The organism is Zobellella iuensis (genome assembly GCF_016746085.1).
GTDB classification, from domain to species: domain Bacteria; phylum Pseudomonadota; class Gammaproteobacteria; order Enterobacterales; family Aeromonadaceae; genus Oceanimonas; species Oceanimonas iuensis.
Genome location: NZ_JAERTZ010000013.1, coordinates 46941 through 60840, shown reverse-complemented (window position 1 = coordinate 60840; position 13900 = coordinate 46941). Strand labels below are relative to the sequence as shown.

The 13900-nt window shown below is 61.1% G+C and carries 17 protein-coding genes; 9 read left to right on the top strand and 8 right to left on the bottom strand.

Translation table 11 applies throughout. From position 1 onward, the window contains the following. Nucleotides 1–62 precede the first annotated feature (62 nt). The gene (zapE, locus tag JKV55_RS05250) at nucleotides 63–1157 is read right to left on the bottom strand and encodes a cell division protein ZapE (RefSeq protein WP_202082896.1); all 1095 of its coding nucleotides are present in this window, start codon (nucleotides 1155–1157) and stop codon (nucleotides 63–65) included. A gap of 213 nt (nucleotides 1158–1370) precedes the next feature. Between zapE and JKV55_RS05245 the strand changes: the two genes are divergently transcribed. Both JKV55_RS05245 and degS read left to right on the top strand, forming a co-directional pair. After that, nucleotides 1371–2729, top strand: coding sequence for a Do family serine endopeptidase (locus JKV55_RS05245; protein ID WP_202082894.1), 1359 nt, complete (start codon nucleotides 1371–1373; stop codon nucleotides 2727–2729). Nucleotides 2730–2824: 95 nt separating this feature from the next. Continuing rightward, nucleotides 2825–3922 (top strand): outer membrane-stress sensor serine endopeptidase DegS, encoded by a 1098-nt coding sequence (gene degS, locus JKV55_RS05240; RefSeq protein WP_202082892.1) that lies wholly within the window; start codon nucleotides 2825–2827, stop codon nucleotides 3920–3922. Between the two features lie 162 nt (nucleotides 3923–4084). On the opposite strand, the gene murA is transcribed toward degS, so the two are convergent. The 7 genes from murA to mlaF are packed head-to-tail and all read right to left on the bottom strand — an operon-like array spanning nucleotide 4085 to nucleotide 8600. Further along, entirely contained in the window at nucleotides 4085–5344 is a 1260-nt protein-coding gene (murA, locus tag JKV55_RS05235; RefSeq protein WP_202082890.1) for a UDP-N-acetylglucosamine 1-carboxyvinyltransferase, read from the bottom strand. A gap of 12 nt (nucleotides 5345–5356) precedes the next feature. Beyond that, nucleotides 5357–5617 carry a BolA family protein gene (locus JKV55_RS05230; protein ID WP_202082888.1) on the bottom strand — a complete coding sequence of 87 codons (261 nt, stop codon included), beginning with the start codon at nucleotides 5615–5617 and terminating at the stop codon, nucleotides 5357–5359. Beyond that, nucleotides 5604–5888 carry an STAS domain-containing protein gene (locus JKV55_RS05225; RefSeq protein WP_202082886.1) on the bottom strand — a complete coding sequence of 95 codons (285 nt, stop codon included), beginning with the start codon at nucleotides 5886–5888 and terminating at the stop codon, nucleotides 5604–5606. The genes JKV55_RS05230 and JKV55_RS05225 overlap by 14 nt, the downstream gene beginning before the upstream one ends. After that, nucleotides 5885–6526 (bottom strand): phospholipid-binding protein MlaC, encoded by a 642-nt coding sequence (gene mlaC / locus JKV55_RS05220; protein ID WP_202082884.1) that lies wholly within the window; start codon nucleotides 6524–6526, stop codon nucleotides 5885–5887. Before mlaC ends, JKV55_RS05225 begins: the two co-directional genes overlap by 4 nt. Before the next feature lie 24 nt (nucleotides 6527–6550). Next, nucleotides 6551–7024, bottom strand: a complete 474-nt coding sequence (gene mlaD / locus JKV55_RS05215; RefSeq protein WP_202082882.1) for an outer membrane lipid asymmetry maintenance protein MlaD — start codon at nucleotides 7022–7024, stop codon at nucleotides 6551–6553. 6 nt (nucleotides 7025–7030) lie between these two features. Beyond that, nucleotides 7031–7810, bottom strand: coding sequence for a lipid asymmetry maintenance ABC transporter permease subunit MlaE (gene mlaE / locus JKV55_RS05210; RefSeq protein ID WP_202082880.1), 780 nt, complete (start codon nucleotides 7808–7810; stop codon nucleotides 7031–7033). Beyond that, nucleotides 7800–8600 carry a phospholipid ABC transporter ATP-binding protein MlaF gene (gene mlaF, locus JKV55_RS05205; protein WP_202082878.1) on the bottom strand — a complete coding sequence of 267 codons (801 nt, stop codon included), beginning with the start codon at nucleotides 8598–8600 and terminating at the stop codon, nucleotides 7800–7802. The genes mlaE and mlaF overlap by 11 nt, the downstream gene beginning before the upstream one ends. A gap of 203 nt (nucleotides 8601–8803) precedes the next feature. On the opposite strand from mlaF, the gene JKV55_RS05200 reads away from it, so the two are divergent. The 7 genes from JKV55_RS05200 to hpf are packed head-to-tail and all read left to right on the top strand — an operon-like array spanning nucleotide 8804 to nucleotide 13900. Beyond that, nucleotides 8804–9778: a KpsF/GutQ family sugar-phosphate isomerase gene (locus JKV55_RS05200; protein WP_202082876.1), complete on the top strand. Its 975-nt coding sequence runs from the start codon at nucleotides 8804–8806 to the stop codon at nucleotides 9776–9778. Then, nucleotides 9778–10329 carry a 3-deoxy-manno-octulosonate-8-phosphatase KdsC gene (kdsC, locus tag JKV55_RS05195; RefSeq protein ID WP_202082874.1) on the top strand — a complete coding sequence of 184 codons (552 nt, stop codon included), beginning with the start codon at nucleotides 9778–9780 and terminating at the stop codon, nucleotides 10327–10329. Before JKV55_RS05200 ends, kdsC begins: the two co-directional genes overlap by 1 nt. Further along, nucleotides 10326–10874, top strand: coding sequence for an LPS export ABC transporter periplasmic protein LptC (gene lptC, locus JKV55_RS05190; RefSeq protein WP_202082872.1), 549 nt, complete (start codon nucleotides 10326–10328; stop codon nucleotides 10872–10874). The genes kdsC and lptC overlap by 4 nt, the downstream gene beginning before the upstream one ends. After that, on the top strand, nucleotides 10843–11373 hold the full coding sequence (gene lptA / locus JKV55_RS05185) for a lipopolysaccharide transport periplasmic protein LptA (protein WP_202082870.1): 531 nt from the start codon (nucleotides 10843–10845) through the stop codon (nucleotides 11371–11373). Before lptC ends, lptA begins: the two co-directional genes overlap by 32 nt. A gap of 3 nt (nucleotides 11374–11376) precedes the next feature. Further along, on the top strand, nucleotides 11377–12102 hold the full coding sequence (gene lptB, locus JKV55_RS05180) for an LPS export ABC transporter ATP-binding protein (RefSeq protein ID WP_202082868.1): 726 nt from the start codon (nucleotides 11377–11379) through the stop codon (nucleotides 12100–12102). A gap of 53 nt (nucleotides 12103–12155) precedes the next feature. Then, nucleotides 12156–13589, top strand: coding sequence for an RNA polymerase factor sigma-54 (locus JKV55_RS05175; RefSeq protein ID WP_202082866.1), 1434 nt, complete (start codon nucleotides 12156–12158; stop codon nucleotides 13587–13589). Between the two features lie 23 nt (nucleotides 13590–13612). Continuing rightward, nucleotides 13613–13900 carry a ribosome hibernation promoting factor gene (gene hpf, locus JKV55_RS05170; protein ID WP_094039210.1) on the top strand — a complete coding sequence of 96 codons (288 nt, stop codon included), beginning with the start codon at nucleotides 13613–13615 and terminating at the stop codon, nucleotides 13898–13900.

Sequence of the window (13900 nt, the reverse complement as noted above, 5' to 3'; positions counted from 1 at the left end):
TTAGCCGGCTTGCCCGCCCCTTCCCCGCGATCATGCCCAGATCCCGGGGGCGCATATTGTGACTAAGGAAGGTGCTCTCTGGCAAGATATTCGTGGGACTGCATTTCGGTCAGTCGGGAAAGGCAACGTTTGAACTCGAAATTGAGCCGGCCCTGGCCGTAGAGTTGCTCCATAGGCACCGCCGCCGAGATGATCAGCTTGACATGGCGTTCGTAGAACTCATCGACCATGGCGATAAAGCGGCGGGCGGCATCGTCGCTGTCCAGCCCCATGGCCATGACGTTGGCCAGCAGCACCGAATGGTAGCAGCGTGCCAGCTCGATATAGTCGAACTGGGAGCGGGCGGTACAACACAGCTCCCGGAAATCGATATAGAGCACCCCATCCCCTTCCGCTATGGTCTTGAGGCGGCGATGGTTGACCTCGATGCTCCCTCCCCAACTGCCCGGCTCGTTGGTCAGGCGGGCGAAATACTGCTCCAGGTTGGTCTTGGCCTGGGCGTCCAGGGGCGAGTGGTAGATTTCCGCCTGTTCCAGGGTGCGCAGCCGGTAATCCACACCAGAGTCGACGTTGACCACTTCGCAGTGCTCTTTAATCAGGGCGATGGCCGGCAGGAAACGGGCCCGCTGCAGGCCATTGCGGTAGAGCTCGTCCGGCGGAATATTGGAGGTGGCCACCAGTATGACCCCATGGCCGAACAGGTACTGGAACAGGGTCCCCAGGATCATGGCGTCGGTGATATCGGACACGAAGAATTCGTCGAAGCAGATCACCCGCGCTTCCCGGGCCAGGCGCTCCGCCACCAGCCTGAGCGGATCGGACTGCCCTTTCAGCCTGTTCAGGTCGTCGTGCACCCGCCCCATAAAACGGTGAAAGTGTACCCGGAGCTTGTTGTCGAACGGCAGGCAATCATAGAAGGTATCCACCAGATAGGTTTTACCCCGGCCGACCCCTCCCCAGAAATAGAGTCCCTGGATGGTGCGAGCCTGCACCGGTTTGCCGGTCAGTTTCTGCCACAGGCTGAGCCTGGGCTGCTCCTGGGGCTCCCGCAACTCATCAAACAGTCGCTGCAGGTGAGACACGGCCATGGCCTGGGCCGGATCGCGGACAAAATCGGGGCGACTAAGATCCGCCTGGTATTTTTCGCTCGGGGTCATTAGGGTATATAAAAACGATAGGGGCCCCCAGTGTAAATGTCCTGTCCCTCCCTGAGCAACCCCTGGCCAACAGCAGGGGCTTGATCTTCCATGCAAAAAGCACAATTAATGGGGAGATGAAGTAATTGCGACCGCACCGGAACTCTTGCAGCCCAGATCCGGTCAGATTGAACAATTTCCCTGAATCACCCGTATCGAGTTAGGAGCATGTGCATGAAACGTCGACTCCCCCTGGTTTCCACCCTGGCCCTGAGCCTGGGGCTGGCGCTGCTGCCTGCGGCACAGGCCGCCCTGCCTTTCGGGGCCGGCTCCACCCTGACCAGCCTGGCTCCGGTCGTAGAAAAGGTCAGCCCGGCCGTGGTCAATATCTCGGTCTCCGGCAGCAAGGTAAGCCGGCAGGTATTGCCCGAGCCCTTCCGCTTTTTCTTCGGCCCCAATGCGCCCGGCGAGCAGGTGCAGGAAAGGCCCTTCCAGGCCCTGGGCTCCGGTGTCATCATCGATGCCGCCAAGGGACATGTCATCACCAACAACCATGTGATCGAAGATGCCGACAAAATACTGATCACCCTGATCGACGGCCAGGAATACGAGGCGGAGCTTATCGGCGCCGACAAACAGTCCGACATCGCCCTGTTGAAGGTTGATGCCAAGGATCTGGTGGAGATCGAGTTTGCCGACTCCGACAGGCTCAAGGTCGGTGATTTTGCCATCGCCATCGGCAACCCCTTCGGCCTGGGCCAGACCGTCACCTCCGGCATCATCAGTGCCCTGGGCCGCTCCGGCCTCAACGTGGAGAACCTGGAAAATTTTATCCAGACCGATGCCGCCATCAACTCCGGCAACTCGGGCGGCGCCCTGCTCGATCTGGAGGGTAAGCTGGTCGGCATCAACACCGCCATACTGGGCCCGGGCGGCGGTAATATCGGCATCGGCTTCGCCATTCCCGCCAACATGGTCAAGAACCTGGCCGATCAGATCCTCGAATACGGCGAAGTACGCCGTGGCGTACTGGGGGTGATGGGCGGCGAGCTGACCTCCGAGCTGGCCCGCACCTTCGGCTATCGCAGCCAGCACGGCGCCTTCGTCAGCCAGGTGATGGAAAACTCCGCCGCCGCCAAGGCCGGGCTGCAGGCCGGTGACATCATCATCAGCCTGGACGGCAAGCCGATCCGCTCCTTCAGCGAATTGCGCGCCAAGGTCGCCACCATGGGTGCGGACAAGACCGTGACCCTGGGCCTGTTCCGGGACGGCAAGGAGCAGCGTGTGGACGTGACCCTGACCCGGGCCGATGAGGCCAATATCCAGGCCAACACCCTGCACGAGTCCCTGGAAGGGGCGGCCCTGGCCAATACCGGCAGCGGTGATCCGGTGCAGGGCGTCAAGATTACCGAGGTGACGGCCCGTTCTCCTGCCGCCGTTTCCGGGCTGGAAAAAGACGACATCATCATCGGCATTAACCGCCAGCGGGTAAGAAACCTCAACGACCTGCGCCAGATCATCCAGGGCAAGCCCGAAGTGATAGCGCTCAATATCCAGCGCGGTAACTCCTCCATCTACCTGGTGCTGAGATAACCGTTTGATGCTACAGGGAGTCTGCCCGGGTGCGGACTCCCAACCCCGGCACTTTATGTTATGCTGGGATCATTCTTCGGCCATCAGGTCAGCTCATGCGGTCAGCCTCCTTGTTCAAATTCCTGCTCCAGTCCACCCTCACCGGGGTGTTGATGGCGCTGCTGCTGCTGCTGCTGTTTCCCCAACTGAGAACCCAGCCGTTCGAGCATTGGTGGCGCAACCAGCAGGTGGGGGTGTCCAGTTTTTCCTATGCCGCCGGCCGTGCCGGGCCCGCCGTGGTCAACATCTACACCCGCAGCTTCCAGCGCGGTGGTGACACGCCCGAGCTCAGCGCCACCGGACTGGGCTCCGGGGTCATCATGTCGGAGCAAGGCCATATCCTCACCAACTATCATGTCATCGCCGATGCGGATCAGGTGATTGTGGCGTTGCAGGACGGCCGCATCATCGCCGGCGAGGTCACCGGGTTCGATGTGCCCACGGATCTGGCGGTGTTGAAGATCGAAGCCGGACAACTGCCGGTGATCCCCCAGGATAGCAATCTCAATCCCAAGGTCGGGGACATAGTGCTGGCCATCGGTAATCCCTACAACGTCGGCCAGACCATTACCCAGGGCATCATCAGCGCCACCGGCCGCACCGGCCTGTCCAGCATGGGGCCGGACAGCAACGGCCGGCAGGATCTGCTGCAGACCGACGCCGCCATCAATGCCGGCAACTCCGGCGGCGCCCTGGTCAATGTGTACGGGGAAATCGTAGGGATCAACACCGCCTCCTTCCAGAGCCTGGCCCATCAGGAAAGCTACGGCATCAACTTCGCCATCCCCTATGCGCTGGCCCAGCGTATCATGCAGGAGCTGATCAGCCACGGTCGGGTGATCCGCGGTTACCTTGGCATCGGTGGTGCCGATATCCCTCCGGTCATGGCCCAATTGCTCAACCTGGGGGAGCGTTCCGGTATCTATGTGGAAGCGGTCAATCCGGGCGGGCCGGCAGACAAGGCGGGGATGCAGGGCGGAGACGTGCTGCTGGAAATCGATGGCAGGGCCGTCATCAATGCCCGCCACGCCATGGACCTGATAGCCGAAACCAAACCGGGAACCGAGATCAGCGCCACCCTGTTGCGGGCCGGGCAGCCCCTGACCCTGAAGGTACTGATAGAAGAAGACAGCCGTTTTCAGCGATTGCGCTGACGCAAGCCGGAAGCTGGAAGCTGGAAGCTGGAAGCTGGAAGCTGGAAGCTCATTATTGCAGACTGAACATACAAAAAAGGGAAGACAAGCATCGTCTTCCCTTTTTACTTTTTCAACAGCCAACTCGGGCTGCTGAACGCTTCTAGCTTCCGGCTTCCGGCTTTAGTTGCCTTTGACCCGCTCTATCCTGCCGCCCAAACCGGACAGCTTGGCTTCGATATCCTCGTAGCCCCGATCGATATGATAGATGCGATCCACTATGGTGGTGCCCTGGGCCACGAAACCGGCCAGCACCAGGCTGGCGGAAGCGCGCAGATCGGTCGCCATGACGGTGGCGCCGGTCAGCTGCTCGGTGTCGTCACAGATCGCCAGATTGCCATTCAGCTCGATATGGGCTCCCATACGGTTGAGTTCGGGCACATGCATGAAACGGTTTTCGAAGATGGTTTCGGTCACCCGCCCCACCCCCTTGGCCACGGCATTGAGCACGGTGAACTGGGCCTGCATGTCGGTGGGAAAGGCCGGATAGGGCGCGGTCTTGATGTCGACCGGCTTGAGCACCCGGTTGGTCATGTCCAGCCGGATCCAGTCTTCGCCGGTTTCCACCATGGCACCTGCATCCTTCAGCTTGACCAGCACCGCCTCCAGCAGGCGCGGATCCGTGTTGCGGCAGGTGATGTCGCCGCCGGTAATGGCGGCGCCCACCAGGAAGGTGCCGGTTTCGATCCGATCCGGCTGCACCCGGTAATCGCCGCCATGCAGTGCCTCGACCCCGTCGATGATCAGGGTATCCTGGCCGATGCCCTGGATTTTTGCGCCCAGGGTGTTGAGGAAGTGGGCCAGATCCACCACTTCCGGCTCACGCGCGGCATTTTCGATAATGGTGCGGCCCTCGGCCAATACCGCCGCCATCATCAGGTTCTCGGTACCGGTCACACTGACCATATCCATCAGGATATGGGCGCCTTTCAGACGGCCGTCGACCCGCGCCTTGATATAACCGTCTTCCACCCTGATGATGGCCCCCATCTGCTCCAGGCCATGGATATGCAGGTTGACCGGCCGGGCGCCGATGGCACAGCCGCCGGGCAGGGACACATCCGCCTCGCCAAAGCGGGCCACCAGGGGCCCCAGCGCAAGAATGGAAGCGCGCATGGTACGCACCAGTTCATAGGGCGCGATATGGCTGTTGACCGCGCCGGCCAGCACGGTGACATCACCGTTCACGCTCACATTCACCCCCATCGAAGCCAGCAACTGCAGGGTGGTATCCACGTCCTTGAGCCTGGGCACATTGCTCAGGTGCACCGCCTCGTCACACAGCAGGGTACCGAACAGGATCGGCAGGGCGGCATTTTTGGCGCCAGAAATGGTGACCTCGCCCGCCAGGCGGCAAGGTCCCTGAATCTTGAATTTGTCCATTTCGGCTCCTAATCAGGACGGCATGATGAATTTTCGCTCCCGGGCCCATTGCTCGGGAGTAAAGGTTTTGATGGTCAAGGCATGGATGGCGTTTTGGGCAATCAAGTCCATCAGGGGACCATTGATCGCCTGCTGTCGCTTGAGCCGGCTCATGTCGGCAAAATCCGCGGATACGGCAATCACCTCGAAGTGGCTACCTTCGCTTTTGACATAAAGCTCGTCCAGGGGCAGGGCCTGCCGCAACAAGCGCTCGACTTCGTTATTCAGATCCATTTTTGCTCCCGGAAGGGTTGTCTGTCAGTTCGAACAAGGAACCGACACCGTATAAATCGGCAAGGGGGTAAAAACTGGCCGGCGGGGAAAGCAGGGTCAGGCCCTTCCCCGCGCTGGCCAGGGCCTGGCTCCATTGCACCAGAAATGCCAGGCCCACCGAGTCCAGCTGCTCCACCGCGCTCAGGTCGGCTTGCTCCGCGGCGAACAGGGTCCCCCGCTCGGCCCAATAGGCCGGCAGCTCGTCCCTGGTCAAGGGGCGCTCCAGCTTCATTCAGGCCGTTCCAGCGGCGTGACCGGCTTCTTGGTGTGCTCCTGCAACTGCCGGGTCACCGCATCGATGCCGTTCTGGCGGATAAGGCCGCTCAGTTCGGTCTGCTTGGCGGACAGCAGGCTGATGCCTTCGGCCACCATATCGAACACCCGCCATTCCCCGGTACGGGTATTCTGGCGCAGTTTGAATTCAACACTGATGTCCGGCTTGTTCGCTTCCTTTACGGTCACCGGCACCGTCACCAGCCGCTCACCTTCCGCGACCCGGCCGCTGCCGATATCCAGGGTCTGATCGTTATAGGCCGCCAGGGCATCCGCATAGGTCACCACCAGGTAATCGCTGAACGCATCGACAAAGCGTTCCCGCTGTTCCGGGGTGGTGTTGTTGAGCTGGTTGCCGATCACCCGGAAGGCGGAAAAACGCACGTCCACCGCCGGCAGCATTTCTTCCCGCACTATGATGCGCAGGTACTCGGGATCGGACTTGATCCGTACCTGCTCCCGGTTGAGGCGATCGAAGGTGTTCTGGGCGACTTCGCCCATCAGGGTGTAGGGGTCGGAAAAGGTGGCCGAGGCGGTCAGGGGCGCCCACAGGGTTCCCAGGGCCAGCAGCCAGGTAATCAGTATTTTCTTCATCATCACTCCTCAGGGTTGCCCCATGGATTAATTGTTGCCGATGGAATAGATAAACTTGCCGATCAGCTCTTCCAATACCAGTGCCGACTGGGTATGGGCGATGGTATCGCCGTCCTGCAGCATGCCGATGCCCATGTCTTCGTCCACAAAACCGGGATTCAAGCCCAGGTATTGCTCCCCCAGCAGGCCGGAGGTCAGGATGGACGCGGTGCTGCTCTCGGCGAACTCGCCAGCCTCCCGGCTCAGAACCAGGGTCACCACCGGCACCTGATCCCGGGGATCCAGGCCGATCTGGCTGACCCGGCCCACCACCACGCCGCCCACCTTGACCGGGGAGCGGGCCTTGAGGCCGCCGATATTATCGAACTTGGCATAGAGGGTATAAGTTTCCCCCTGATTGTTGAGACTCACCCCCGCTACCTTGAATGCCAGCAGCAGCAGAGCGCCTATCCCGGCCAGCATAAAGCAGCCGACACTGAATTCCAGTTTGCTGTATTTCATTATTGTCTACCCGAACATAACGGCGGTCAGGACGAAATCAAGCCCCAGCACCGCCAAAGATGAATGCACCACTGTCTTGGTGGTGGCCTGGCTGATGCCCGCCGCCGTCGGCCTGGCATCGAAACCGTTGAACAGGGCAATCCAGGTTACCACCAGGGCGAACACCAGACTCTTGATAAAGCCCTGCATGATGTCCTCCTGCCAGTCCACTGCGGCCTGCATGGCCGACCAGAAGCCGCCCTCGTCCACTCCCAGCCAGTCGACCCCCACCAGCTTGGCCCCCCAGATACCGACGATGCTGAACATGAAGGCCAGCAGCGGCATGCTGATGAAGCCGGCCCAGAAGCGCGGTGCCACCACCCGGCGCAGGGGATCTATGCCCATCATCTCCAGGCTGGAAAGCTGTTCGGTGGCCTTCATCAGGCCCAGTTCGGCGGTCAGCGCCGAGCCGGCCCGGCCGGCGAACAGCAGGGCGGTCACCACCGGGCCCAGCTCGCGCAGCAACGACAGCGACACCAGCGGACCCAGGCTGCCTTCGGCACCGAAGTCCACCAGCACGTTGTAGCCCTGCAGGGCCAGTACCATGCCGATAAAGAGGCCGGATACCAGGATAATGGCCACCGACTGCACGCCCACCACCTGCAGCTGCTGCACCAGCAGCGGAAAATGCTTGCTCGGCTGGGGGCGTCCCACCAGGGCATGTAACAGCATGAAGCCGGCGCGACCCACCCTGGTCACCCCGCTCACCCCACGGCGCCCCAGTCGCCCGATCAGTTCAATCAACATAAGCTAACGACTCTCTGAATGTCGGGGCCGGATAATGAAAGGGAACGGGTCCGTCCGCCTGGCCTTGCAAAAACTGGATCACCCGGGGGTCCTGATGCTGCTGCAGCTCGGCCGGCGTGCCCGCCGCGACCACCTGCTTGTTGGCGATGATATAGGCATAGTCGGCGATGCTCATCACTTCGTCCACATCGTGGGTCACTATGATGGACGTCAGCCCCTGGGCCTTGTTCAGTTCGGCGATCAGCTTCACCAGCACCCCCATGCTGATCGGATCCTGGCCGGCGAAGGGCTCGTCGTACATGATGAGATCCGGATCCAGGGCAATGGCCCGAGCCAGGGCCGCGCGCCGGGCCATGCCGCCGGACAGTTCGGCCGGGAACATCCTCGCCGCCCCGCGCAAGCCTACCGCTTCCAGCTTCATCATCACCAGGGTACGGATGATGGCTTCGGGCAGTCCGCTGTGCTCGCGCAGCGGGAAGGCCACGTTGTCGAACACCGACAGGCCGGTAAACAGGGCCCCGCTCTGGAACAACATGCCCATGCGCCGACGCACCCGGTACAGCCGATTGCGGCTCAGGGACGGCACGGACTCGCCATCGAACAGCACATCGCCGCTGTCGGGCTTGATCTGCCCACCGATAAGACGCAGCAAGGTGGTTTTTCCGATGCCGCTCGGTCCCATGATGGCGGTGATTTTGCCTTGGGGTATCTGCAGGTCGATCCGTTCATACAGGGCCCGCTCCCCATGACTGAAACAAAGGTCCCGGATTTCGACAAGGCTCTTGTTCAAACTGATCCCCCGCAAAAAAGAAAGAATTGTATGGGTTCCCCGATAGATGGGCAACCAAGCTGATGCTTTTTCCTGTCCCCCTGCGCCACGCCCTGTCCCGAATGCAGCCGGGGCCCGGGCCTTGCCCAGGAATCCTCGCCGCACCAGTCGCTTATCGGCCCGAGCTTTTCTATAATGGCGCCGCCTAAGGTGTGGAGAGAGTTATGTCAGTCGAATTTGATTACCGTAAAACCGCCCAGCGTGTGCTGGATATTGAAAAGGCGGCCATCGACGGCCTTTATCAATATCTTGATCAGGACTTCGATGCGGCCTGCCGACTGATGTTCCAGTGCCGGGGCAAGGTCATCGTCACCGGCATGGGCAAGTCGGGACACATCGCCAACAAGATTGCCGCCACCCTGGCCAGCACCGGCACTCCGGCTTTTTTCGTCCATCCCGGCGAGGCCAGCCACGGAGATCTCGGCATGATCGGCCATGATGACGTGGTGCTGGCCCTGTCCAATTCCGGTGAAAGCGATGAGATCCTGTCCCTGCTGCCGGTGCTCAAACGCCGCGGCCTCAAGCTGATTTGCCTGACCGGCAATCCCGACTCCACCATGGCCCGGGAAGCCGATGTGCACCTGTGTACCCGGGTCGAGCAGGAAGCCTGCCCGCTCGGCCTGGCGCCGACCGCCAGCACTACCGCCACCCTGGTCATGGGCGACGCCCTGGCGGTGGCCTTGCTGGAAGCCCGGGGCTTTACCGCCGACGACTTCGCCCTTAGCCATCCCGGCGGCGCCCTCGGCAAACGCCTGTTGCTGCGGGTCGGCGACCTGATGCACAAGGACGACCGGGTGCCCAAGGTCGGCCTCAACACCCTGATCATCGAGGCGCTGCTGGAAATCGGCCGCACCGGGCTCGGCTTTACCGCCGTGGTCGATGAACAGCAGCAACTGGTCGGCATCTATACTGATGGGGACCTGCGGCGGACCCTGGACCATAAAATCGACGTCCACCACACCACCATCGACCAGGTCATGACCCGGCACTGCACCACCGCCAGGACCCAGATGCTGGCGGCGGAGGCGGTCAAACTGATGGAAGAAAAGAAAATCAGCGGCCTGCTGGTGGTGAATGAGCACAACCAGCCGGTCGGTGCCTTCAACATGCATGACCTGTTACGGGCGGGGGTGATCTGATGGCACAGCAGAGCCTGTACGGCCCAGTGTCGATCAAACTGTGGCGGCGGCTGGCCGATATCCGCCTGCTGATCTGCGACGTGGACGGGGTACTGTCGGACGGCATGATCTACCTCGGCAACCAGGGCGAGGAATACAAGAGCTTCTGTACCAAGGACGGCTTCGGTATCAAGGCATTGTTGAATGCCGGTATCCAGGTCGCCGTCATCACCGGGCGGGACTCGCGCATCGTCAGCGAGCGCATGGCCTCCCTCGGGGTACGCCACGTCTACCAGGGCCAGGGCGACAAAATGCACAGCTACCGGGCCTTGTTGGATACCCTCAAGCTCGCTCCCGAACAGGTCGCCTATATCGGCGACGACGTGGTCGATCTGCCGGTGATGCGCGATTGCGGCCTGGGCGTCGCCGTCTGTGACGCCCACCCCCTGGTGCTGCACGGTGCCGACTACGTCACCCGACTCCGCGGCGGCCATGGCGCCGTACGCGAACTGTGCGACCTGCTCCTGGAAGCGCGGGGCGCGCTGGCCGATGCCAAGGGCATGAGCGTATGAGTCGCCAGAGCTGGCTGTTTGCTGCCCTCTTCCTCTGCGCCCTGGTCAGTTGGCAATGGTTCAGGCCCGCCCCCGGCGGCCCGGCCAGTGAGCAGGATTACCAACCGGATTTTATCGCCAGGCAACTGACCAGCCTGCAATACAACCCGCTGGGCCTGCCCTACCGGGGGCTGGATGCGGATTATGCGGAGTACTACGATCCACTCTCCATGACCCTGATGGAAAAACCTGTTATCTTGCTTTATTCGCCCGACGGCCAGCCCCAGTGGCGGCTGCAGGGAGACGAGGGCGTCATCAACACCGGCGACAACGCGGTGATGGTCGGCAGCGTGATCGGCCGGGGGCTGCAACCGGACGCCCTGGTGGAAACCCTGACCACCGAATATCTGGAACTGGATTTTATCAACAACCAGCTGCGCTCCAACCGGGATGTGCAGCTGAGCAGTCCGCACTACCAGGCCCAGGGCCAGGGCCTGCTGGGCAAGCTTGAACAACAAACGGTGGAACTACTGCATGAAACCCGGGCAACTTACTTCAATCCTTAGCATAAGCGGACTGCTGGCCCTGGGCCTGGGCCTGGCCGAAGCCAGGGAGTCGGACTTTCGCCAGCCGGTCACCATCGACGCCGGCCGCCAGTTGGTCGAATTGGCGGAGAACAAGGTGACCTTCAGCGACCGGGTGGTGGTCAAGCAAGGTACCATAGACGTGCGTGCCGACCGGGTGGTGGTGATCCGCACCGAACAGGGGCTGCAGTCGATGACCGCCCACGGTACCCCGGCGACTTACCAGCAGATCCTGGACAACGGCCAGCCGGTGCATGCCGAGGCACGGGAGATCCACTACGACATGCGCGCCCGCACCATCACCCTGCTGCAGGACGCCAAGCTGCAGCAGAACGATAATATCGTCACCGGCTATCGCATCCGCTACCACATCGACCGGGAGCAGATGGAAGCGGAAAGCCAGGGTGGCCAGGACAGGGTCACCACCATCTTCCTGCCCGAACAACTGCAGAACCTCGATAACCCGCAGGGCCAGGACTGAGCCATGGCAACACTGAAAGCGCGCGGGCTGCAGAAAAGCTACAAGGGCCGCCAGGTCGTGGCCGACGTCAGCCTGACCGTCAACACCGGCCAGATCGTCGGCCTGCTCGGCCCCAACGGCGCCGGCAAGACCACCTCCTTCTATATGATCGTCGGCCTGGTGCAACGGGACGCGGGCAGCATCACCATCGACGACCAGGACATCAGTCATCAGCCCATGCACATCCGCGCCAGGGCCGGCATCGGCTACCTGCCCCAGGAAGCCTCCATTTTCCGTCGCCTGAGCGTGGCCGATAACCTGATGGCGGTGCTGGAAACCCGCAAGGAGCTGGATGCCGCCGGGCGCGACGAGAAAATGGAACAGTTGCTGGAAGAGTTTAATATTACTCATATCCGCGACAGCTTAGGCATGAGCCTGTCCGGCGGCGAACGGCGGCGGGTGGAGATCGCCCGCGCCCTCGCCGCCGATCCCCGCTTTATCCTGCTGGACGAGCCTTTTGCCGGGGTCGACCCGATATCGGTGATCGACATCAAGAAAATCATACTGCACCTGCGGGACCGGGGGTTGGGCGTGCTGATCACCGATCACAATGTGCGGGAAACCCTGGATGTGTGCGAACGGGCCTATATCGTCAGCCATGGCCTCCGTATCGCCGCCGGCACCCCGGCGGAAATACTCAATAACGAGCAGGTCAAGAAAGTCTATCTTGGTGAACAATTCAGCCTCTGAGCAGGCCCGCAACAGTATATTATGCGGTTGATATAGAAGGACTTTTTGAACAGATGAAGCCAACTCTTCAGTTACGCCTGGGTCAGCAGCTGACCATGACGCCCCAGCTGCAGCAGGCCATACGCCTGTTGCAGCTGTCCAGCCTGGAACTGCAGCAGGAGATCCAGCAAGCCCTGGAAAGCAATCCGTTACTGGAGCAGGAAGAGCCGGAAACCATCGACGTGGCCGAGCCCCGCCACGAAGAGCAGATGGCGGCCGACACCGCCATGGAGCAGAACCAGCTGTCCGACGAATTACCCATGGACACCAACTGGGATGATGTCTATACCGCCTCATCCGGCGCCGGCGGCGGCCTGCCGGATGGCGCCGAAGACACCGTCTACCAAGGGGAAACCACCGAAACCCTGCAGGACTATCTGTTATGGCAGATGCGCCTCACCCCCTTCAGCGATACCGATCAGGCCATCGCCCTGGCCATCATCGATGCCATCGACGATGCCGGCTATCTGACCATAGATATCGACGACATCCTCGAGGCGGTGGCCGGTGACGAGCTGGAGATAGAAGCGGACGAGGTGGAAGCGGTACTGAAACGGATTCAACACTTCGATCCCATCGGGGTCGCCGCCCGCAGCGTACAGGAATGCCTGCGCATTCAGCTGGAACAGTTCCCCGCCGAGACCCCCTGGCTGAACGAGGCCCGTGCCGTCATCGCCCAGCATATGGACCTGCTCGGCAATCGAGACTACCGCACCCTGCAGCGCAAGGCCAAGCTGAAGGAAGAGGAGCTCAGGGAGGTGCTGGCCCTGATCCAGCAGCTGGAGCCCAGACCCGGCAACAGCGTACTCCAGAGCAGTTCCGAGTATGTGATCCCCGATGTGGTGGTGACCAAACGCCAGGGCACCTGGGTGGCGGAGCTGAACCCGGAAGCCATGCCCAAGGTCAAGCTGAATCAGACCTACGCCGCCATGGCCCGTCAGCCCAGGAACAGCGAAGACGGCCAGTTTATCCGCAACCATTTGCAGGACGCCAAGTGGTTTCTCAAGAGTCTGGAAAGCCGAAATGATACCCTGCTCAAGGTTGCCAATTGTATTGTCGAGCAACAACAGGCATTCTTTGAGTATGGCGAAGAGGCCATGAAGCCCATGGTGCTGAATCACGTGGCCGAGGCGGTGGAAATGCACGAGTCCACCATCTCGCGGGTCACCACCCAGAAGTTTCTGCACACGCCCCGGGGGGTGTTCGAGCTGAAGTATTTCTTCTCCAGCCATGTGGGGACCGATGACGGCGGTGAATGCTCTTCGACGGCAATTCGCGCCCTGATCAAGAAACTGGTCGGTGCGGAAAACCCGGCCAAGCCGCTGAGCGACAGCAAAATCGCCCAACTGCTGGCCGAACAGGGGATACAGGTGGCCAGGCGTACCATCGCCAAGTACAGGGAGTCGCTGGCCATTCCCCCTTCCAATCAGCGTAAACGCCTGGTTTAAGGCAGACCAAGAAGGAAGACGTTATGCAAATAAACCTGACTGGACACCATGTAGAAATCACCGATTCATTGCGTGACTATGTGAACAGCAAATTTTCCAAGCTGGAGCGTCACTTCGATCATATCACCAATGCGCACGTCATCCTTAACGTGGAAAAACTGCAACAAATCGCCGAAGCCAAGCTGAACGTCAGCGGGGGCGAAGTGTTCGCCAATTCGCAGCATGAAGACATGTACGCGGCCATCGACGGCTTGATCGACAAGCTGGATCGCCAGATCATCAAACACAAAGAGAAACTCAAGCAAAAATAA